The 20,989-nt window shown below is 40.0% G+C and carries 15 protein-coding genes; 10 read left to right on the top strand and 5 right to left on the bottom strand.

The window, feature by feature from the left end; genetic code table 11:
- Window positions 1-5: 5 nt before the first annotated feature.
- Window positions 6-2,261: a T9SS type B sorting domain-containing protein gene (locus tag HPE63_RS08045; RefSeq protein ID WP_223198087.1), complete on the bottom strand. Its 2,256-nt coding sequence runs from the start codon at window positions 2,259-2,261 to the stop codon at window positions 6-8.
- A 281-nt stretch (window positions 2,262-2,542) separates the two neighbouring features.
- Between HPE63_RS08045 and HPE63_RS08040 the strand changes: the two genes are divergently transcribed.
- On the top strand, window positions 2,543-4,228 hold the full coding sequence (locus HPE63_RS08040) for a glutamine--tRNA ligase/YqeY domain fusion protein (RefSeq protein ID WP_188313735.1): 1,686 nt from the start codon (window positions 2,543-2,545) through the stop codon (window positions 4,226-4,228).
- 263 nt (window positions 4,229-4,491) lie between these two features.
- Here HPE63_RS08040 and HPE63_RS08035 read toward each other — a convergent pair whose 3' ends face one another.
- Complete coding sequence (locus HPE63_RS08035; RefSeq protein ID WP_188313734.1) at window positions 4,492-5,415, bottom strand: SPFH domain-containing protein; 924 nt, start codon at window positions 5,413-5,415, stop codon at window positions 4,492-4,494.
- An 87-nt stretch (window positions 5,416-5,502) separates the two neighbouring features.
- Window positions 5,503-7,017, bottom strand: coding sequence for a glutamate--tRNA ligase (gene gltX, locus HPE63_RS08030; RefSeq protein ID WP_188313733.1), 1,515 nt, complete (start codon window positions 7,015-7,017; stop codon window positions 5,503-5,505).
- A gap of 175 nt (window positions 7,018-7,192) precedes the next feature.
- Between gltX and HPE63_RS08025 the strand changes: the two genes are divergently transcribed.
- From HPE63_RS08025 to HPE63_RS08000, 6 genes are all read left to right on the top strand, one after another.
- Window positions 7,193-10,636 (top strand): coiled-coil domain-containing protein, encoded by a 3,444-nt coding sequence (locus HPE63_RS08025; protein ID WP_188313732.1) that lies wholly within the window; start codon window positions 7,193-7,195, stop codon window positions 10,634-10,636.
- Entirely contained in the window at window positions 10,629-11,051 is a 423-nt protein-coding gene (gene ybeY, locus HPE63_RS08020) for an rRNA maturation RNase YbeY (RefSeq protein ID WP_188313731.1), read from the top strand. Before HPE63_RS08025 ends, ybeY begins: the two co-directional genes overlap by 8 nt.
- Window positions 11,052-11,054: 3 nt before the next feature.
- A complete protein-coding gene (gene mnmG / locus HPE63_RS08015; protein WP_188313730.1) occupies window positions 11,055-12,923 on the top strand; it encodes a tRNA uridine-5-carboxymethylaminomethyl(34) synthesis enzyme MnmG in 1,869 nt (622 codons plus the stop codon).
- A gap of 152 nt (window positions 12,924-13,075) precedes the next feature.
- Window positions 13,076-13,636 carry a hypothetical protein gene (locus HPE63_RS08010; protein WP_188313729.1) on the top strand — a complete coding sequence of 187 codons (561 nt, stop codon included), beginning with the start codon at window positions 13,076-13,078 and terminating at the stop codon, window positions 13,634-13,636.
- On the top strand, window positions 13,614-14,441 hold the full coding sequence (locus HPE63_RS08005) for a class I SAM-dependent methyltransferase (protein WP_188313728.1): 828 nt from the start codon (window positions 13,614-13,616) through the stop codon (window positions 14,439-14,441). Before HPE63_RS08010 ends, HPE63_RS08005 begins: the two co-directional genes overlap by 23 nt.
- Before the next feature lie 318 nt (window positions 14,442-14,759).
- Window positions 14,760-15,266 carry an OmpH family outer membrane protein gene (locus HPE63_RS08000; protein WP_188313727.1) on the top strand — a complete coding sequence of 169 codons (507 nt, stop codon included), beginning with the start codon at window positions 14,760-14,762 and terminating at the stop codon, window positions 15,264-15,266.
- Window positions 15,267-15,318: 52 nt separating this feature from the next.
- On the opposite strand, the gene HPE63_RS07995 is transcribed toward HPE63_RS08000, so the two are convergent.
- Together HPE63_RS07995 and HPE63_RS07990 are read right to left on the bottom strand one after the other, a co-directional pair.
- Window positions 15,319-15,717 carry a DoxX family membrane protein gene (locus HPE63_RS07995; protein ID WP_188313726.1) on the bottom strand — a complete coding sequence of 133 codons (399 nt, stop codon included), beginning with the start codon at window positions 15,715-15,717 and terminating at the stop codon, window positions 15,319-15,321.
- A gap of 11 nt (window positions 15,718-15,728) precedes the next feature.
- A complete protein-coding gene (locus tag HPE63_RS07990; RefSeq protein WP_188313725.1) occupies window positions 15,729-16,904 on the bottom strand; it encodes a DNA polymerase III subunit in 1,176 nt (391 codons plus the stop codon).
- Between the two features lie 122 nt (window positions 16,905-17,026).
- Here HPE63_RS07990 and HPE63_RS07985 point away from each other — a divergent pair, with 122 nt between their 5' ends.
- The 3 genes from HPE63_RS07985 (at window position 17,027) to HPE63_RS07975 (ending at window position 20,979) form a co-directional block, all read left to right on the top strand.
- Window positions 17,027-18,220 (top strand): phosphoglycerate kinase, encoded by a 1,194-nt coding sequence (locus HPE63_RS07985; protein ID WP_188313724.1) that lies wholly within the window; start codon window positions 17,027-17,029, stop codon window positions 18,218-18,220.
- Window positions 18,221-18,335: 115 nt separating this feature from the next.
- On the top strand, window positions 18,336-19,979 hold the full coding sequence (locus HPE63_RS07980) for a LysM peptidoglycan-binding domain-containing protein (RefSeq protein WP_188313723.1): 1,644 nt from the start codon (window positions 18,336-18,338) through the stop codon (window positions 19,977-19,979).
- A 13-nt stretch (window positions 19,980-19,992) separates the two neighbouring features.
- Window positions 19,993-20,979: a DUF4837 family protein gene (locus HPE63_RS07975; RefSeq protein WP_188313722.1), complete on the top strand. Its 987-nt coding sequence runs from the start codon at window positions 19,993-19,995 to the stop codon at window positions 20,977-20,979.
- The last annotated feature ends 10 nt before the right edge of the window (window positions 20,980-20,989 follow it).

Here is a 20,989-nt window from a genome sequence, read left to right as displayed (position 1 = left end):
TTAGTTTATCTAATTACAGTTATAGTGCCTTGCTTCAGGACTTCCTGGGCATTCCTTATTTTGTAATAGAACACCATATTTTGTTTAGGAAAAGCCATTGAAGAAGAAGGCCATGTATTTTTATAATCGAATTCGTTAAGTATTTCTTCTCCCTTATCATTATAGATGATCACGTTTATATCGCTTTTATTGGAATATGAATTCGGGATTACCCATTGGTCATTTATACCGTCACCATTGGCACTTATAACATTTGGTATTTTAAAAGTATCCAAATAGGTTACATCCACTTGCCGTGTTATTTCACAATTATCGATAGTGGCGATAAGCGTGTATGTTCCCTCTTCGGTTACATTTAAGGAAGAGGTTGTGCTTATTTCTATGTTGTTGGCATCATACCAACGATAAGCGGTACCCCCACTAGCGGTAACTGTTCTTGAAGAACCTTCTGGAAAGACTATATCTCCAGAAGGATCCAATGTGATCAAGGAGGGGTCCAATGTTTGGATAATTATTTCATTGGAAATCAAAGGACATCCATTTCGGTCTAAAACCAATCGGTATGTTCCAACGGCATCAACATCAAAGGCACTATCGGTAGTGTTGACGCCAATACCGTCTCTTTGCCATTCATAGGTTTCCCCGGAAAGGTCGGTCGTTGTGCTTAATGTAACTACGTCCGAGGCGTTGCAATATACCGTTCCGGTACTTGTAATGTTCAAGGTTTCATTGGTGAGCAGTTGCACCGACAAAGTGTTGTTTGTAGCCGTATAAGTACTGATGGTTCCCGTTACTGTGTAATCCCCATTTTCGGATGTATCGGTCAAACTAATGGAAGTTCCGTTAGCACCGGAAACATCAACACCGTTCAATTGCCATTGATAGGTGAAGTCTGAAGAAATATCAGCGGTTACATCGATTTTACTCGAATCGGATAATATCGCATTTATGGTCTGCACTTGAAGAACCACATCTGTTGATTCGCAAGCCATATAGGCCGCGGCATAATCAATAACTATTTCAAACGAATCAGGAACAACTACGGCGGTTGTTTGGGAGTCCTTGAGGGTTCCTGGACAAGTTCCGCCCCCTTGGGTTATTTCGGCGTAATATGTGCCTTCTTGGGCAACATTTAACGCGCTATTTGTCTCTCCAGAGAGTTCAATACCGTTTCTAAACCATTTAAAGGTCGGGGAAATAGCGGTGGTGGTTACACTTAATGTTTCCGTTTGTGTTGGCAATAACACAATATTGTCCGCATTGTCCATGGTAACGGTAAAATCATCCGCATTAGACATAGTTATGGGTGCAGAACGTTCATTGCAAATAGAACTGGAAGAGATTTCAACTTGATAATCGCCTTCAAAATTTGCATTAGAGGCATCTACTGTATAGGTAGTTGATGTTTCCCCCGTAATTTGAACTCCATCTTTAAACCACATATAACTCCATGATGGATCTGTTGTATTGATACTTAGTGTTTCGGTTTCCCCAGCACATAGGATATTTTTTGTTGGCGGCGTAATAAATATGCCTTGTCCCCCAGAACCTATGGTTACATCCACGATATTGGAATCAGTATTACCTGATCCTGAGCAAATAGAGCCATAATCTATAAGGGCATAGTACATTCCGGAAGTATTTACATTAAGCGTATGTCCTGTTTCACCGGATATTGGAGAACCGCTCATATACCAAATATACTGATAGGTTTCTGGATTGGGTACGTTGTCAACTTGCAAGGTTATTGGGCCGGTGGCACAGACCACACCTGGTGGCACGCCACTACCATCGGCACTGATATTGATATTGGTTGTAACATCCATATAGTACATATGATAGGCAGGAGACGGATTACTTGTATTGGCCGGATCTGTAGATCGAACCCTCATAGTATATCCTTGCCCTCTGGTATCGGTGGGAATAGAGAACTCTGCATCAAATTCTTTGGCCGTATTAGTATTTTGATCACCGACCCGTAACAGCTCCACTGCGTTGGTAAAATCACCATTGGCATCGGATAGTTCTAGTATAAATTCGTTCGCACTATTGGCTGTACCCGCCCAGGATATGTTAATATAATATTCATTGAATCCTCCTACCCCCGCACAAATTGCGGTCCAAGGAGAATTACCGGCTAAATTAGGATTGTCGGCAGGTTCTGGGGCATTAACGAGTATTTGTGCGGATAAGGGAAATAGACCCAATAGCATAAATGTCGCTAGTAATAGTTTGATGCGGAACATTTTTTTTGCTTTCATAACATAAATTGTTGTAGTTTGATTAAATACTACTTGTTTAATAGTATGATTTGGGTTTCACTTAACGCACTATCTCCATCAGGGGGTGATTTGATACTGTGTCACTATCAATCGTTCATTTGTATTAAAAAACAAATATGTTATTTATTAATAGGCCTAGAAATTTTATGTTGTAGCGTATTGCAAATATGTTGTGAAAACCTACTATTTGTATGCTAGGGTATTTAATGGCCTGTAATCCCTGCATTTTTTATACATTTGCCCTGCTTAAAAGAAGTCAAATGAGTGAAGCTCCAAAATCGTTGAATTTCATTGAACATATTATCGAGGAAGACTTGGCAAACGGGTTTCCCAAAGAACGGTTACGATTTCGTTTTCCGCCGGAACCCAATGGATATTTGCACATTGGACATGCGAGTTCAATTTGCCTCAATTTCGGACTGGGATTGCGATATTCATCCCCAGTAAATCTCAGGTTCGATGATACCAATCCCGTAAAGGAAGAACAAGAATATGTAGATGCCATAAAACGCGATGTAAAGTGGCTGGGTTATAATTGGGATACCGAAAGGTATGCTTCTGATTATTTCCAACAATTATACGATTGGGCCGTACAATTAATAGAAGAAGGAAAGGCCTATATAGACAGTCAATCATCTGAGGAAATGGCTGCACAAAAAGGAACGCCTACCGAACCTGGAACCCATAGTCCGTATCGAAACCGCACAATCAAGGAAAATCTGGAATTGTTCGAAGGAATGAAACAAGGGGAGTTTGAGGAGGGATCACATGTCTTACGGGCCAAAATCGATATGGCCTCATCGAATATGCTTATGAGGGACCCTATTATGTACCGAATCTTGCATAAGGCCCATCATAGAACCAGTACCGATTGGTGTATTTATCCCATGTATGATTGGACCCATGGAGAGAGTGATTATATTGAACAGGTGTCTCATTCATTGTGCACGCTGGAGTTCTTACCCCATCGTGAATTGTACGATTGGTTTCTGGATCAGGTATACGATAAGACAAAAGTGCGACCCAAACAACGCGAGTTTGCCCGAAGAAATCTGAGCCACACCGTAGTAAGTAAACGTAAACTGTTGAAACTGGTTGATGAGGGCGTAGTAAATTCTTGGGATGACCCAAGAATGCCCACAATTTCCGGATTGCGTAGAAGAGGTTATACCCCTGAGTCCATAAGAAACTTTGCAGATACGATAGGAATCGCAAAGCGGGATAACCTTATAGATGTCTCGTTATTGGAATTTCATGTACGGGAACATCTAAATAAGGTGGCCCCAAGGGTCATGGGGGTATTGGATCCTGTAAAGGTGGTTATTACAAACTATCCGGAAGGCAAGGAAGAATGGTTGGAAGCAGAGAATAATCCTGAAGATGTTTCTTCAGGCTCAAGACAGGTTCCGTTTTCGAGGGAGATCTATATTGAAAAAGATGATTTTAAGGAAGAGGCAAATCGTAAATTCTTTAGATTAAAGCTGGGCAGCGAAGTGCGTTTGAAAAACGCATATATCATCAAAGCCAATAGTTGCTCTAAGGATACCGATGGGAATATTACGGAAATACAATGTACATATGACCCGCGGAGTAAAAGTGGTAGTGGTACGGAAGAAAGTTTGCGTAAAGTAAAGGGAACCTTACACTGGGTATCTATAAAACATGCCCTGGAGGCCGAGATCCGTATTTATGATCGTTTGTTCCTGGACGAAAGTCCGGATACCCATAAGGATAAAGATTTTATGGAGTTTATTAATCCAGATTCTTTAAAGGTCATCAAAGGGTATTTGGAACCAAGTTTAAAAAATGTCGAGATTCAAGACCGGGTACAATTTCAAAGACTGGGATATTTTTGTGTGGATCAGGATACAAGTCAGGGAAATTTAGTTTTTAATAAGACCGTAGGCTTGCGGGATACTTGGGCCAAAATACAGCAAAATAACTAGGATTGATATTCCTTATGGATTAAAATATATCAATCGGTATTATCTATATAAAACCGTTGATTTTAAAGGGTTTTAAGGAATTATCTTTTTATATGAATAGCGATATAAGGCTAGTGGCAAGATGGTCGATCCAGGGCCTTTAATACCCTTAATGGATTTTCAAGGGCTTAGTTTCATTGAAAAGATGACTTTTTTAAGACAAAACAAAAAAATCCCACTTAAATATCTTTAAGTGGGATTTTTCATTGTTAGGAATAGGTCGACTATGATTTCTTAGGATTTTTCTTTTTCATTTCTTCCCCGATCATATTGCTGGCCGTAAATGAAGCCACCATATTATTCAACATATCACTACCGGCTTGTGGGGAGTTGGGTAGAAGGATTAAATTGGTGTTGGTCTCCTCCCCGATGGATTGCAAGGTATCATAATGTTGGGTGACCACAATCAAAGCGGAAGCTTCTTGTGAATTGATCCCTACTTTATTCAAAACTTCAACGGACTCTTCAAGACCTCTTGCAATTTCACGACGCTGATCGGCAATCCCTTGTCCTTGCAATCTTTTGCTTTCCGCTTCAGCTTTGGCTTTTTCCACAATCAGGATTCGTGCGGCATCACCTTCAAACTGTGCGGCAATTTTTTCGCGTTCCGAAGCATTGATTCGGTTCATCGCTGCTTTTACTTGTGCATCTGGATCAATATCGGTCACCAAGGTCTTTATGATATCATACCCATAATCCAACATGGCATCCTGCAATTCGGACTTTACTGCGATCGCGATATCATCTTTCTTAACAAAGACATCATCCAATTTCATTTTTGGGACTTCGGCACGTACCACATCGAATACGTATGAGGTGATTTGGTCATGGGGATATTCCAATTTATAGAACGCCTCATATACCTTTTCCTTGATGACCACATATTGAACGGACACCTTGAGTTTCACGAAAACATCATCCAAGGTCTTGGTTTCCACGATAACATCCAATTGTTGTATTTTCAAGCCTAAACGGGCCGCAATACGATCGATAAGGGGTATCTTCATCTGGAATCCGGATTGTCGTATACTATGGTATCGGCCAAAACGCTCTATGATGACCGCAGTTTGTTGTTTTACAATAAAAAAGGATGAAAAAAGGATGATCAATCCGAAAAAAATGATTGGTATTAGAATAAAATTACCCATGATAATATAATTTTAGTTAGTGAATAAATTTACAAACGCTTTGGTATATATGTAAGAAAAATTGGCCAATTGTTACAAGCCGTAATCCTATAGCATACTTATGGCCTTTTTAATTCTGGATATACTTTCCACTTTACCTAATATCCCTAAAATGTCGAACAGATGGGGCCCCTTCATCGCGCCTACGACTATCAAACGCAACGGGGGCATTACCTTGCCAAAAGAAAGTTCCATTTGGTTTATCCATGCTTTTACTATGGTTTCTATATTTTCTGACGAAAAATCTTCAATACCTTCCAGGACCTTGATTAGATCTTTCATGATTTCAGGGGTATCTTCCTTCCATTGTTTACGAACGGATTTTTCTTCATAAGTTTCTGGAGCTAAAAAGAAGTAGTCGCTTAACTCCCAAAAATCAGAGACAAAAGTTGCTCGTTCCTTGATCAGAGGCACAATTCTTTTAACACGTTCTTCATCAGGGTCGAACAAGAATTGCTTGGAGTCAGCTATTTTACCCAATTCGTAGGTGTATTGTTCTGCGAGCTTACCCTCATCTTGTTGTTGTAAATACTGATGATTGTACCATTTGGTTTTATCTGGATCAAAACGTGCCCCTGACTTATTTACTCGGTCAAGGCTGAATTGTGACACCAACTCCTCCAAAGAGAATAATTCCTGTTCTGTGCCGGGATTCCATCCAAGTAGCGCCAAAAAGTTGATAACCGCTTCTGGAAAATACCCTGCTTCCCGATATCCTTGGGAATCGTTCCACGAAAGTGGAAATACGGGGAAGCCCATTTTCTCGCCGTCTCGCTTACTCAGTTTGCCTTTGCCGGTGGGTTTCATGATTAAGGGTAAATGAGCAAATTGAGGGGTTTCCCACTCGAAAGCATCATATAATAATTGGTGTAGTGCAAGGGAGGGAAGCCATTCCTCACCGCGGATCACATGGGTAATTTGCATGAGATGGTCATCGACGATATTGGCTAAATGGTAGGTGGGCATGCCATCACTCTTATAGAGCACTTTATCATCCAAAATATTGGTATCTATTTCAATATCACCCCTAATAAGATCTTTTAAATGCAATTGCTGATTTTGAGGGGTTAGAAACCGAATCACAAAATTGTCCCCAGCGTGAAGTTTAGCCTTGGTTTCTGTGGTTGACAATGATAGGGAGTTGTTCAATTTCAAACGGTTGTGCCAGTTGTAAATGAAGGTTTTACCTTTGGTTTCGTGTTCTTTGCGGTGCCGGTCCAATTCTTCCGTAGTGTCAAAAGCATAATAGGCTTTGCCCTTTGAAATCAATTCATCCGCGTATTCCTTATATAAGTGCTTACGTTCACTTTGGCGATATGGACCTAAACCACCCTCTTTGCCTGGGCCCTCATCATAAGGGATACCACACCATTCCAAAGCTTCGATAATATATTGTTCGGCACCTTCAACATAACGGTTCTGGTCGGTGTCTTCAATGCGCAAGATAAAATCCCCATTATGATGTTTCGCAAATAAATAATTGAAAAGAGCTGTACGTATTCCGCCTATATGCAACGGCCCTGTAGGACTAGGGGCAAAACGGACCCTGACTTTTTGATTCATGTAAAATGTGTTAAGATGGCAAAGATAGGCGAATCCACTTAAGCACCAAAGTACTGACGAAGGGGTAAAAAGTTAGCTCGTAACGGTTGAAGAAGTCGTATTATGGGGCCTTTTAACATGATTTTGATACTGAAGTAATAGATATCGATTATCTTGGCATTAAAATTTGTCCAAATTGCAGGCTTATAACGACATCGTTGGAAAATTAAACCATTTTACCAAGAAGTACTATACCAAAATGCTGATAAAAGGCATCTTGCTTACGGTGGCATTTGGTCTTATGGTCTTCTTTGGCATTTTGGGAGTGGAATATTTTCTTTGGTTGAATTCCCTAGGGAGAATGATACTTTTTTTCTGTTTCGTGGTACTAGCATTGTTTTTGTTCTATAGATTTATTTTTGTTCCCCTACTCTTTTTGTTCAAGGTAAAGAATGGAATTACCAATAAGGATGCTTCCCGGTTAATCGGTAAGCATTTTCCTGAAGTTGCTGATAGATTATACAATTTACTTGACCTTGCGGATGACAATAACCAATCGGAATTATTAATAGCGAGTATAGAACAGCGCTCTGAAGCACTAAAGCCATTTCCTTTTACCAAAGCGATCGACTTTAAGGAAAATCTAAAATATATGAAGTATTTAATTGTACCCATTCTGTTGTTTGGGGCCATTTATTTATCCGGTAATTTGACTTCTTTCTTCAGTTCATACGATAGAGTGTTGAATTATGATCTTGCCTATGCCCCACCGGCGCCATTTACCTTTGAACTGGTATCAAACGGACTTAATGTTTTGGAAGACGAATCGTATACGATTTACGTAACGACACGCGGGGAGGTACGTCCAGACGCTGTAAATATTAGGATTAATGGGAAAGAGCTTTTATTGCAGCAAGAAAATGGCAGGTATAAATATGCCTTAACACCGCCTTTGGAGAATTGTGAGTTTCAATTTTTTTCTGGTAAAGTCGAGTCCGAAATCTATCATCTTAATGTGCTTAAAGCACCTACGATTCAAAATTTTATAGTAGAATTCGACTATCCGGATTATCTGAACAAAAAAACAGAAACGATAAAGAGTACGGGGAATGCAATCTTACCAGAAGGCACGCGAGTCACCTGGAAAATGATCGGGGAAAATACGGAAGAAATTCATTTAATAGATAAAGATACCGTTAGGAATTTTATTCGAAACGATGATGAGTTCACTTTAACAAGTAAGATTTTTAACAATTACGAGTATCAGATTTCCACATCAAATAAGAATGTAAAGGAGTATGAGAAATTGGAATATGGGTTTACGATAGTAAAAGACGCTTACCCTACAATTAAAGTTGAACAAGTTTTGGATTCTTTAAATCCAAATGTGTCTTATTTTATTGGTGAATCTTCCGATGACTATAGTTTAAAGGATATCAAATTGATTTGTCAAGAAGGATCAAAGGATAATGGCAAACAGGTTGTCACTATAAGCAAACCGAATTCAAACTTCAATCAATTCTATTATACGTTTCCTTCAGGATTGGTGTTGGATGAAGGAACTAGATATCAATATTACTTTATGGCAACGGATAATGATGCCATTCATGGTGGAAAAACTGTAAAAAGTAGGATTTTTACTAGTGAGTTATTGGATAAGGAAGAGTTGATGAAAAGGGATTTGGAATCACAACAATCCATTATAGGGAATATAGATCGTTCTTTGGAGAAATTTGAGGAGCAGGAAAAGACACTCGAGAAGATCAACAACGAACAAAAGGAGAAAAAGGAGTTGAATTTCAATGACCAAAACCAGATCAAACAGTTTTTGAATAAGCAAAAAGAACAGGAAGAACTCATGCAGAAATTCAGCAGCCAGTTAAAAGAGAATTTGGACAAACGGGATCAGGATGACAATTTAAACAAATTGTTGCAAGAACGACTGCAGCGCCAGGAATTGGAGGCAAGGAAAAATGAGAAGTTATTGGAAGAGTTGAATAAGATTGCCAATAAGATAGATAAGGAAGAATTAGCCAAACGGCTTGAAGAATTAGGCAAGAAACAAAAAAATAGTAAGCGTAACCTCGAGCAATTGTTAGAGCTAACCAAGAGATATTATGTCTCCGAGAAGATTGCACAATTGGCTAGTGACTTAAAGAAGCTGGCCGAGGAACAGCAAACAATGTCAGAATTGGATCTCAAGGAGTTTTTAAAGGAACAGAATCAAGAGCGATTAAACAAAGAATTTGAGGATTGGGCCAAAGAAATGGAAGAGTTGGCCAAAGATAATGGCAAACTACAGAAGCCACTTGAATTGGAAATGGACGACGTTAAAGAGGAATCCATAAAAAAAGACCAGAATGAGGCTTTGGATGAAATAAATAGAAATAAAGGGGATGATAGTTCTTCTGATTCCCAGGCGAAGACGCAAGGGGTGGAAAAAGCGAAACAAAAACAAAAATCCGCCGCTCAAAAAATGAAAGAGATGGCGGAGAAATTGGAATCGGCATCGGCAGGGGCTTCTGGGGGGTCGAGCATTACTGAGGATGCTGAAATGTTACGACAGATTCTTGATAATTTGGTCACTTTTTCATTTAAACAAGAAAAACTATTCGAATCATTAGAGGAAACCGACTTGGAGATTTCCAACTTTTCCGGAACCGTGAGAAAGCAGAATGAACTTAGGGGCCTGTTCGAACATGTAGACGACAGTCTTTTTGCTTTATCATTGAGAAGGGCCGAATTGTCTGAGTTTGTTAACGAGCAGATTACAGATGTGTATTATAATATAGACAAATCTTTGGAAAGTATTGCGGACAATCAAATATACCAAGGAGTATCTTATCAAAAGTATGTTTTGAATGCCAGTAATGAGTTATCTAATTTTCTAGCTGAAATATTGGATAATATGCAGCAAAGTATGCAAACGGGTGCTGGTTCAGGGAAGGGTGAACCCGGATTTCAGCTTCCTGATATTATTAAAGGTCAGGGCGAGTTAAAGGAAAAGATGGAAGGAATGGGCCAAAGCGGACAGGGGAAGCCTAAAGAAGGGGACGGAGAAGGTCAAAAAGGCGAAAATGGAAAGGAAGGGGATGGAGAAGGGGAATCTAAATCCGGAAAGGACAAGAATCAAAACGGAACAGATCCCGGTGAAGGTAAAGGAAAAGGGGGTGATTCGGGCAATAGGGCCACTGATAATGGCCAAAGCCAGCCTAACGAGGAAGAGTTGAAGGAGATGTATGAGATTTATAAACAACAACAGATGTTGCGGGAGCAATTAGAACAGCAGTTAATGAATATGATTAAGGAGGATGATAGAAAATTGGGCGAAAAGTTAATCAAACAGATGGAGGATTTCGAAAACGATTTGATAGAGAACGGAATTACCCAAAGAACGAGGAATAAAGTAAATGTAATAGAACACGAACTTTTGAAGCTGGAAAACGCCGAATTGACCAAAGGAAAAAAATCGGAACGGGAAAGTAACACCAACATAAATACATTTCAAAATCCGATATTGACCAAACCGGCGATTATAGATCAGAATAGAAATGATATTGAAATATTAAATAGGCAAGCGTTACCTTTGCGGCAAAATTATCAAAATAGGGTTAAGGAATATTTTAAAGGCGATGACTGAATTTTTTTTTGAGTGCGATTTCGAATTAAACGCATTAGACGATTATACCGATTGGGTTAATAGGGTTTTAAATTCTGAAAAGGCTAAGTCAGGCACTATTAATTTTGTTTTTTGCGATGACGACTATTTATTGAATATCAACAAGAAATTTTTAGATCACGATACATATACCGATATCATCACTTTTGATTATTCTAAGAAAGAGGTTATCAGTGGTGACATTTTTATATCAATAGATAGGGTGAAAGAAAATGCGATTCGATTTAGGCAAAAGTTTTCAAACGAGTTGTTGCGTGTCATGGCACATGGTCTTTTGCATTTGCTTGGGTATAATGACAAGACGGAAAAGGAGATTAAGGAGATGCGATTGAAAGAAGACGATAAAATTAAAATGTTCCACGTGGAACAAAAGTAGGCTATGTTTGAAGAAGTGTATGATGTAATTGTGGTTGGTGGAGGGCATGCGGGCGCTGAGGCTGCTGCAGCCGCTGCCAATATGGGCTCTAAAACCTTATTGGCGACGATGAACCTGCAGACGATTGGACAAATGTCTTGTAATCCTGCTATGGGAGGAATCGCAAAAGGACAGATCGTTCGAGAGATTGATGCATTAGGCGGATATAGCGGAATAATTACGGATAAGTCGGCCATACAATTCAAGATGCTCAACAAATCAAAGGGTCCTGCTATGTGGAGTCCAAGGGCCCAAAATGATAGGATGAGATTTGCGGAAGAATGGAGATTGGCTTTAGAAAGTACTCCGAATGTCGATTTTTATCAAGAAATGATCAGCGGTTTGTTGATAGAAGGAAATACGGTAAAAGGGGTGCGGACATCCTTGGGTATTGACATCAAAGGGAAGTCTGTAGTTCTTACGAATGGCACTTTTCTAAATGGTCTTATTCATATTGGTAATAAACAATTTGGCGGAGGTCGTGCAGGGGAAAAGGCGGCAACCGGTATTACGGAACAATTAACGGATTTGGGTTTCGAAAGCGGTAGAATGAAAACGGGCACGCCCCCTCGTGTCGATGGGCGCTCATTGGATTACTCCAAAATGATTGTACAACCTGGTGATGTTCACCCGGAGAAATTCTCATATTTAGATACGCCGATTCTTTCTCAACAACGGGACTGCTTTATGACCCACACTAGTGAAATGGTCCACGATGTCTTGCGAACCGGCTTTGATCGCTCACCGATGTTCAACGGTAGGATCAAAAGTATTGGCCCAAGATATTGCCCATCAATCGAGGATAAAATCAATCGATTCGCCGACAAAAGTAGCCACCAATTATTTGTTGAGCCTGAAGGATGGGATACTGTAGAAGTATATGTGAATGGTTTTTCAACCTCATTACCTGAAGATATTCAGTTTAAAGCACTACGCTCCGTGGTTGGTTTTGAAAAGGTGAAATTCTTTAGACCTGGTTATGCCATAGAATATGATTATTTCCCGCCCACACAATTAAAGCATACGCTCGAAACAAAACTGCTGAATAATCTTTATTTCGCAGGTCAGATCAATGGCACCACTGGATATGAAGAAGCGGCCTCCCAAGGATTGATGGCGGGAATCAATGCGCATTTAAAGATAAACGATAGGGATTCTTTTATTTTAAAACGGGATGAAGCTTATATCGGGGTGCTTATAGACGACCTTATTACCAAAGGCACTGAGGAACCGTACCGAATGTTTACTTCTAGGGCGGAATATAGAACGCTATTAAGGCAAGACAATGCGGATTTAAGACTTACCCCTATGAGTCACGCGATAGGATTGGCTACCGATGAACGCTTAAGGCGTATGGAGGAAAAAAGAAAGAAATCCGACGCATTCATTAAATTTTTCAAGCAAACCAGTGTAAGTCCGGAATCCATTAATCCCATACTGGAAGAAGTCGATTCAGCTTTGGTAAAACAGTCCGATAAGATGTTCAAGGTCTTTTCCAGACCAAAAGTTACAATGGACCACATGATGCAATTGGAAGCTGTCTCAAATTTCGTAAACGAAAATAACTTGGGGCAGGAAGAAATGGAACAAGCGGAGATTCAAGTAAAATATGCCGGGTATATACAGAAGGAAAAAAGCAACGCGGACAAATTGCACAGGCTAGAGAATGTCAAAATCCCAGATAATTTTGACTATTCAATTTTGAAATCACTTTCATTTGAAGCCCGGGAAAAATTACAGTCAATTCGCCCAATAACCATTTCACAGGCATCCCGGATCAGTGGGGTTTCACCTTCTGATATCAGCGTTCTACTAGTATACATGGGCAGATAAACAAGCTTTGTTCCACGTGGAACATTGTGTGTTTGACGACCATTGCTTTTTACTCCTAAAACCAAATAGAGCCCCTTTCGTTTTAATTATAGGAAAACACGATTGAACTGGCTTGATTTTTGCTGTATATACCCCTGTCTAGCCCATATATAATGAAAGCTCATTTACTTGTCGCTTTTACCCTCTTGTTCTGTACTTCGTGTATACCCTTGCGCATTGCCCCCGAGATTGATGATTATAAAATCACCAAGGGTTCATCCTTTAAAAAAAGCCTGCCTAAGCGGGAAATGTTTGTGTTCGAAGACCCAAAGGATGCGAATCAATTTTATAATTATGTCGATACTAAATTCGAATTGGAAAATGAGAACGTCTACGATGATGTTCCATTCATGGTAGAAGGACAACAATTTTTCTTTTCTTTTTACGAGATCGAAATCCCTGATAAATCAATAAACATTTTCCCTATAGTTCTAGATGTTTTTGTAAACGCCGCATTGGGCAACGAAAATATCGACCCCATTTTTACCGGTGATGATGGTGGGTTTACAAGAAATGGCCATTGGTATATCGCTATTGAAGTTTATAATGATATCGAAATGGATTGCTTGCAAAGGGACGCGCTTTCACGGGAGACAGTTTTAGAGTATCTTAGACGTCTTAAAATGGAATATTTGTCCACCAATAATTATAATGAAACCGTATTTAAGAACTAAGGATTATTCTGTTACAGGGGAAAGGTTTGAACTTGTTTATGACCCCAACTTCAAAATGTTGTCCACCCAACCCCAACCCCAAGACCTCAACAGATATTATGAGAGCCAAAGTTATATCTCACATACGGATGCCAATAAAACCCTAATTGACAAATTATATCAAAGGGTAAAAAAATATAGCCTGATGAAAAAAGTAGGGCTTATTTCAAAATATTGTTCGGGGGAAAAAACACTCCTGGATGTTGGAGCGGGAACCGGGGATTTTCTTTTAAAGGCAAAAAAAAGCGGTTGGGATGTTCAAGGCGTGGAGCCCAATAGGGATGCTAGGCTTCTGGCAGAAGGGAAGGGGATCGGCTTAAGCACGAGTTTACATTCGTTACCAAATAGAAAGTACGCGGTGATTACCTTATGGCACGTTTTGGAGCATTTGCCAAACCTTGAAAAGCAGATTGAGAATTTGGTATCACGACTTACGGACAAAGGAACCTTGGTAATTGCGGTACCAAATTATAAATCTTATGATGCCGGACATTACGGACCATATTGGGCTGCTTTCGATGTGCCTAGACACCTTTGGCATTTCTCCAAGGAATCCATTCAATGTTTGTTCGCCATTTACGGAATGAAAGTCATCAAGGTAAAACCAATGATTTTTGATTCGTTCTATGTGTCTTTGCTATCTGAAAAGTATAAAACCGGGAGACAAAATTATTTCAAGGCATTTGCGATTGGGTTGTGGTCTAATTTGAAAGCAGTGGGCAGCAAAGAGTATTCTTCCCATATTTATATTCTAAGAAGAGCATAAAACGTGTTTTAAGGCGTTTTGCGGGGCCTTCATGTCTACACACAATGTAATGGGCCAAACTACTGAAGTTATGTAATATCCAAGAGTTCTAGAGCCCTTAATCTCATAGTTTGTAACAATGAAAACTTTAATAAACCATAGATGTTGTCTATAGAAGGCGTGGATGCCCTTTCGAATGGCTTTCCCCTTCATGGCGAACCAATTGAAGCCTTAGCCCACAAATCATACATTTAAGGCCAAAGTTTTAAAAAGCTTTCCTACTTTTGCCCAACTCAAAAATAAAATCTTTTACATAGGGATAATTTTAAAATACACAAGATGAAAAAATTAGTAATGGCCGCTACGGTGTTGTTCATGATATCCTGTCAACAAGAAAAAATAGGATTTGTAGATAACGTTAAATTAATGCAAGACTATCAAGAAAAAATAGACGTTGAGGCGAAATACAAAACCAGGTTAGAAACTTTTGGAAAAAAGAAAGACAGTATTACTCAAGCTTTTCAACTAGAAGCCCAAGCCTTTCAAGCAAAGGCCCAAAGTATGTCGCAAGCGAAAGCACAAGAAGAATATGGGATGTTTCAGCAAAAAGGACAGTTCATTGGACAACAGTTGCAACAAGAGGAACAACAATTACAGATGGAAGGGCAAACCGACATGGATAGTCTGGTAACCAAAGTAAAGGAAGAGATCAAGGCGTATGGGAAAGCCCATTCGTATGCTTATATTCTAGGCGGTGGTGATGGTGGTAGCGTTTTGTATGGTAAAGAGACCAATGACCTTACCGATGAGATTACCAAGATTCTTAATGATAAGTACAAAAAATAAAACGAATCAAGTATAAATCAAAACCCTGACGTAATTGTTGGGGTTTTTTGTTTTAGGGCTGAAGCAAAAAGACAAGAAAGATCGCTGGCACAAAATAGATAACGATGGTTCTTGCGCCGTCATAGTCTTTGGCCACACGTTGGCCAAAAAGCAGCATCAATAATACCAAACAGGATAAAACAGCCCCATAAAAGGCCACTTGGCTTTCGCCTATACTTATGAGTTGATAAATACCTATAGTGCATAAAACGCCCGCAATCACCTCAAGGACTAGCACAATACCCAACAATAAAGGCACTACGTTCTTTAAGGGTGTATTTTCAAAATGCCCCTTTAACCAGGATAGATTTCCGTTCCAATCGAAGAGTTTATCCAATCCACTTTGAACAAATGTAATGACCAAAAAGAGGGAAAGAAGAATTTCGGAGATATTGTTTAAAAGCAGTGTCATAGAAATAAACTTTAAGGTTGGTTTTGATTAAGGAAAGGGGTTTCTTTTGTGTGTAATAAACGGGTGAGTTTAATTGAAAGATCGGTCAGGACTAATTTCGAATTTCCATTCCGCTCAATGTGGTACATCGCATCTTCCAATTCGGCTACTATAGGTAAAATATTGTTTTCATGAACGAAAGGCGCGAAATTCTCCAATTTGAATCCGTCTACATGAATACGCATAAATGCCAATTCCTTGACATTGTAATTAAGGAGCATGGCTTGGCGCATGACCGTAATACAATATTGTAGGAATTTCTTTTGGGTTTCCCTTCCGGTCTTTGCCACCTCTTCGGCCCAAAGTATCAATTCATGAATCACCGCTTTGTTGCCTTTGGCTTTAAAAGCACTACGAACCCATTGTACAAACCATCTTTCAAATACCAAATCCTCAGAATCCTTGTTCATTAAATCCAGCGCCTTATTGAAATTGCCGTTGGCCTCATGGGCCAAGCGTAGCGCTTCTTCACGCACCAATCCTCTTTCCTCGAGTCCTTTGGCCATGGCTTCTTCGGACAAAGGCGGAAAATGTAGAATTTGACAACGTGATTTAATAGTTTGTATGATATCCCCTTCGTTTTGGGCAATCAATAGGAAAACTGTTTTTTGTGGTGGTTCTTCAATCAATTTCAGCAATTTGTTCGCTGTGGCCGTATTCATTTTTTCGGCCATCCAAATTAGCATCACTTTGTAACCGCCCTCATATGATTTCAAGGATAGCTTTTTTACAATATCATGTGCCTCATCGACCCCGATTTGACCCTGTTTTTTTTCAACACCTATCAATCGGTACCAATCAAATAGGTTACCATAGGGCTGTTCCCTGATAAATTGCCGCCATTCTTCCATATAATGGTTGCTTACCGCATGGCTTTTAACCTTTTCAGAATTCGATACCGGAAAGGCAAAGTGCATATCGGGATGCGAGAGGGTGTCGCATTTGGTATTACATACCTGGTTTTGGCCTTCATTTTCCCCATTTAGGTTCCCGCAAATAATATATTGGGCATAGGCCAAGGCCATAGGCAGGGTGCCAGAACCTTCTGGACCTACAAACAATTGTGCATGGGGAATACGACCAGCTTCCGCACTTGAGGCCAAATGATTCTTGATATGGGTAAGCCCTAAAATATCCTTGAACAGCATAGTCCAAAGATAGTTTTTTTGCCCAAGTAAATAAATGTATGGAACTGACGAAATTAGGGCGCTCTATTTTTTTTAAGAATCCATAAATCTTTACATTTGCCGTTCATTTAAAGCATAGCATTATGAAGACCATCGACGATTTTAATTTTGAAAATAAAAAAGCATTGATCCGAGTTGATTTCAACGTCCCTTTGGATGAAAACTTCGAAGTTACGGATACCAATAGGATCGAAGCTGCGAAACCAACAATTATCAAAGTTTTGGAAGATGGCGGTAGTGCTGTGTTAATGAGCCATTTGGGCAGACCGAAAGGAGAACGCAATGAGGATATGTCCCTTAAACACATCTGTGGAAAGGTATCCGAAATCATTGGCGTGCAGGTAAAATTCGTTGCCGATTGTGTTGGTGAAGAAGCAGGGAAAGCGGTTGCATCGCTTAAGGCAGGTGAAGTTCTCTTATTGGAAAATCTTCGTTTTCATAATGAAGAGACCTCGGGGGATGTGGAATTCGCCAAACAGCTTGCCAAACTGGGGGATATTTATGTGAATGATGCATTTGGCACAGCACATAGGGCCCATGCTTCCACCACAATTGTCGCCCAATTCTTTCCTGGTAAAAAATGCTTCGGATATTTATTGGCCAAAGAGATAATAGCCATTGAAAAAGTAATGCGCACTGGGGAAAAACCAGTATTGGCAATACTTGGGGGCGCTAAGGTATCCTCTAAAATCACGATTATTGAGAATATCCTCGATAAAGTTGATCATTTGATCATAGGGGGCGGTATGACCTATACTTTTGTCAAGGCCCATGGCGGTAGAATTGGGGATTCCATCTGTGAAGATGATAAGATGGACCTTGCCTTGAGCATTCTTGAACAAGCAAAGGCAAAAGGTGTTAAGGTGCATATTCCTGTGGATGTAGTTGCTGCCAGTGATTTCAGTAACGATGCAAAAACACAGGTAGTGGATGTTGATAAGATTCCAGATGGCTGGCAAGGTTTGGACGCAGGCCCAAAAACCCTCGAAATCTTTAGGGAAGTGATTTTAAAAAGCAAAACGATCTTATGGAATGGCCCAGTTGGGGTCTTTGAAATGGAGAAATTCGCCAAAGGCACGATCAGTGTTGGTAATTTTATAGATGATGCTACACAAAATGGTGCTTTTTCGCTGGTAGGGGGTGGAGATTCTGTGGCAGCTGTTAAGCAATTTGGTTTTCAGGACAAAGTGAGTTATGTTTCTACCGGAGGTGGGGCAATGTTAGAGAGTTTGGAAGGGAAAACATTACCTGGAATCGCTGCAATATTAGAGGGGTAAGGGCGTTATCGATTAACGGGACTTGCAGGATAAAACGATACTTTAGGCTTTTTAATTTTATTCTTTCAAAAAAAAATACGATTTTCGTTAGTTCCCGATAACTAAAGAATGTCATATGAACCCATTTAAGTTTTGGCCCTTAAGTTTTGTTTTGGTTGCTTTTTTGAATATTTCGGTATGTGCACAAGAAGGCAATCCTACTTCACAAGAGCAGCTCAAGGTAGTACAGGCTAAGGATATTCCTTTAGACACACTCGCCTTGGATATGGAAGGGGTTGAACAAATGGAACTCCTTGAATCCTCAAATAAAATCAATGACAATTCCTTGCCTATGGCAGCCCTAGGCGACACTAAGGCCTATGACTTAAAGGATATTGACATCGCAGCCAAATATGATAGTCTTTGGATGAAGGAGCTCTATGAGAGCGCCTCGCTTTCTGACGAAATGTTCGAAGAAGTGGCTCAATTAGACCCCACTGTGGTCACAGAAATCACCCTCAACACCGATACCCTTAAAATGCGGCTTGAGCGGTTAAACCAAAAAACCCCTTTCAATGTTGCCTATAATCCATCCTTGGAAAATGTGATCAAATCATTCTTGGTACGTAAGCGTGGACTTATTGAAAGGATGTTGACCGTAAGTCAGTTTTATTTTCCCATGTTCGAGGAACAATTGGATAAACACGACATACCCCTCGAAATGAAATATTTGGCCATTGTTGAATCCGCTTTAAATCCAAGGGCTAAATCCCGGGTAGGTGCAACAGGGCTTTGGCAGTTCATGTACGGTACTGGCAAAATGTACAAATTGGATGTAAGCAGTTATGTGGACGAACGCAGCGACCCTATAAAATCAACGGAAGCTGCTTGTAAATATTTGTCTAAACTCTATGATATTTTCGACGATTGGGACCTGGCACTTGCGGCATACAATTCAGGGCCTGGCAATGTGAACAAGGCCATTCGAAGGTCTGGAGGGTATAAAAACTACTGGAATATCCGAAGAAATCTTCCACGTGAAACAGCAGGTTATGTCCCCGCTTTTTTAGCTACCATGTATTTACTGGAGTATGCCGATGAGCATGGCATAAAGGCACAAAAAGTGGACCGCACCTATTTTGAAACTGATACGATCCATGTTAAAAGCATGATCACCTTCAATCAGATTTCCGAATTGGTAGGTGTAGGGGTTGAAGAATTAAAGGTATTGAACCCATCCTATAAACTGAATATTATCCCATATGTTGAAGGAAAGGAATATTCGCTCAGGTTGCCAAAGGCGGCAATGGGTAAATTCGTTGCCAACGAAACAGCCATTTATGCCCACGTTGGGGAACAGCTTAAAAGTAAGGAATCCCCTTTACCCCAATTGGTCAAGGCCGATGATAGAATTCGGTACAAAGTACGCAGTGGGGACTATCTGGGAAAAATAGCGGAACGTTATGGTGTTGGGGTTAGCCAAATCAAAAGATGGAATGGTTTAAGAAGCAATAACCTACGAGTGGGCCAACGCTTGACCATATACTCTAGAAAACCCGTTATGGCCTCTAAGAGCACCTCAAAAAGCCCCCAAACGGTAGCTAGTACAGCTAATCTGCCCGAATCTAAAATACATACGGTGAAAAGCGGGGATTCGCTCTGGACCATTTCTAAAAAATATCCAGGAATTAGTATCGAAAATTTACGAGAATGGAACGGTATTAGCGGTAACAATCTAAAACCAGGCACAAAATTGAAATTGTGCAATTGTTCATCGTAAATCAATATCACTTATGAAGCATTTTAAGTTACTGTTCACCCTTTTTTTTGCAATCATTCTATCTTGCAAAGACAACGGTGAAAAGAGTTATTTGCCAGAATCAATTGGCGCCTATAACTCATTGATCATTGTTATCGACAACGAGGCGTGGAAGTCTAAGGTCGGGGATAAGGTAAGACAGTATTTTGCAGCATCTTCGCTGGGTTTGACCATGGAAGAGCCCATATTTACCATTACCCAAATTCCCCCCGAGGTGTTTTCTGGTTCCGTGCGCAAGAGTAGGAACGTCTTATATGTTCAAAAGGACACCTTGAATTTGGCACACATCAAGAGTAATATGTATTCCAAGCCTCAAAATATAGCAGTGATCAAAGGAAATTCTGATGACGAGGTCATCGAAAATCTCGATAAGAAAGCCCCTGAGATCATCAATGCATTCAAAGACCTGGAAACAAAAGAGGCGCAACGGCGTTTTTTAATATCATTGAATAAGGAAAAGGACCTAGAGGATAAATTTGGAATCAATTTAAGAGTACCCTCTATATATAAAATTGTAAAAACAGAGGAGAATTTTGTTTGGTTCGAAAGGCAGATCCAAAAAGGCACAATGAATATAATAGCCTATGAAATGCCATGGGATAGTTTTTCGGTTGATTCAACTTTTGTCAAGGATATTGTGCGCATGCGCGATTCTATTGGAAACTTGTATATTCCTGGGCCCGATGTTCCAGGCAAAAAAACACATATGCGTACAGAACCGGCGTTCTCGCCTTCTGTTTTTCCAGCAGAGGTAGCCGGAAACAAAGCGGTAGAGGTACGAGGCTTGTGGGATATTAAGAACTATCCGATGGCCGGACCCTTTTTAACCTATATTGTTAATGATCGAGAGCATAATCGAAAAATGGTCGTTGAAGGTTTTACCTTTGCACCATCTACTGAAAAGCGGGATTATATGTTCGAATTGGAGGCCATTATGAAAACACTTCGATTTATTGAATAATTATATCCGG

Source organism: Maribacter arenosus (assembly GCF_014610845.1).
Lineage (GTDB): Bacteria > Bacteroidota > Bacteroidia > Flavobacteriales > Flavobacteriaceae > Maribacter_A > Maribacter_A arenosus.
The sequence above is the reverse complement of the archived record's forward strand: the minus strand, read 5'-3'. Positions and strand labels throughout refer to the sequence as shown.

What these genes read in the sequence shown, in the direction of transcription:
- ybeY (WP_188313731.1), top strand. Translation starts at nt 10,629, where the DNA reads ATGACTGAATTTTTTTTTGAGTGCGATTTCGAATTAAACGCATTAGAC.
- HPE63_RS08010 (WP_188313729.1), top strand. Translation starts at nt 13,076, where the DNA reads ATGAAAGCTCATTTACTTGTCGCTTTTACCCTCTTGTTCTGTACTTCG.
- HPE63_RS07985 (WP_188313724.1), top strand. Translation starts at nt 17,027, where the DNA reads ATGAAGACCATCGACGATTTTAATTTTGAAAATAAAAAAGCATTGATC.
- HPE63_RS08040 (WP_188313735.1), top strand. Translation starts at nt 2,543, where the DNA reads ATGAGTGAAGCTCCAAAATCGTTGAATTTCATTGAACATATTATCGAG.
- HPE63_RS07995 (WP_188313726.1), bottom strand. Translation starts at nt 15,717, where the DNA reads ATGACACTGCTTTTAAACAATATCTCCGAAATTCTTCTTTCCCTCTTT.
- HPE63_RS07990 (WP_188313725.1), bottom strand. Translation starts at nt 16,904, where the DNA reads ATGCTGTTCAAGGATATTTTAGGGCTTACCCATATCAAGAATCATTTG.
- HPE63_RS08005 (WP_188313728.1), top strand. Translation starts at nt 13,614, where the DNA reads ATGAAACCGTATTTAAGAACTAAGGATTATTCTGTTACAGGGGAAAGG.
- HPE63_RS07975 (WP_188313722.1), top strand. Translation starts at nt 19,993, where the DNA reads ATGAAGCATTTTAAGTTACTGTTCACCCTTTTTTTTGCAATCATTCTA.
- HPE63_RS08035 (WP_188313734.1), bottom strand. Translation starts at nt 5,415, where the DNA reads ATGGGTAATTTTATTCTAATACCAATCATTTTTTTCGGATTGATCATC.
- HPE63_RS08000 (WP_188313727.1), top strand. Translation starts at nt 14,760, where the DNA reads ATGAAAAAATTAGTAATGGCCGCTACGGTGTTGTTCATGATATCCTGT.
- HPE63_RS08045 (WP_223198087.1), bottom strand. Translation starts at nt 2,261, where the DNA reads ATGAAAGCAAAAAAAATGTTCCGCATCAAACTATTACTAGCGACATTT.
- mnmG (WP_188313730.1), top strand. Translation starts at nt 11,055, where the DNA reads ATGTTTGAAGAAGTGTATGATGTAATTGTGGTTGGTGGAGGGCATGCG.
- gltX (WP_188313733.1), bottom strand. Translation starts at nt 7,017, where the DNA reads ATGAATCAAAAAGTCAGGGTCCGTTTTGCCCCTAGTCCTACAGGGCCG.
- HPE63_RS07980 (WP_188313723.1), top strand. Translation starts at nt 18,336, where the DNA reads ATGAACCCATTTAAGTTTTGGCCCTTAAGTTTTGTTTTGGTTGCTTTT.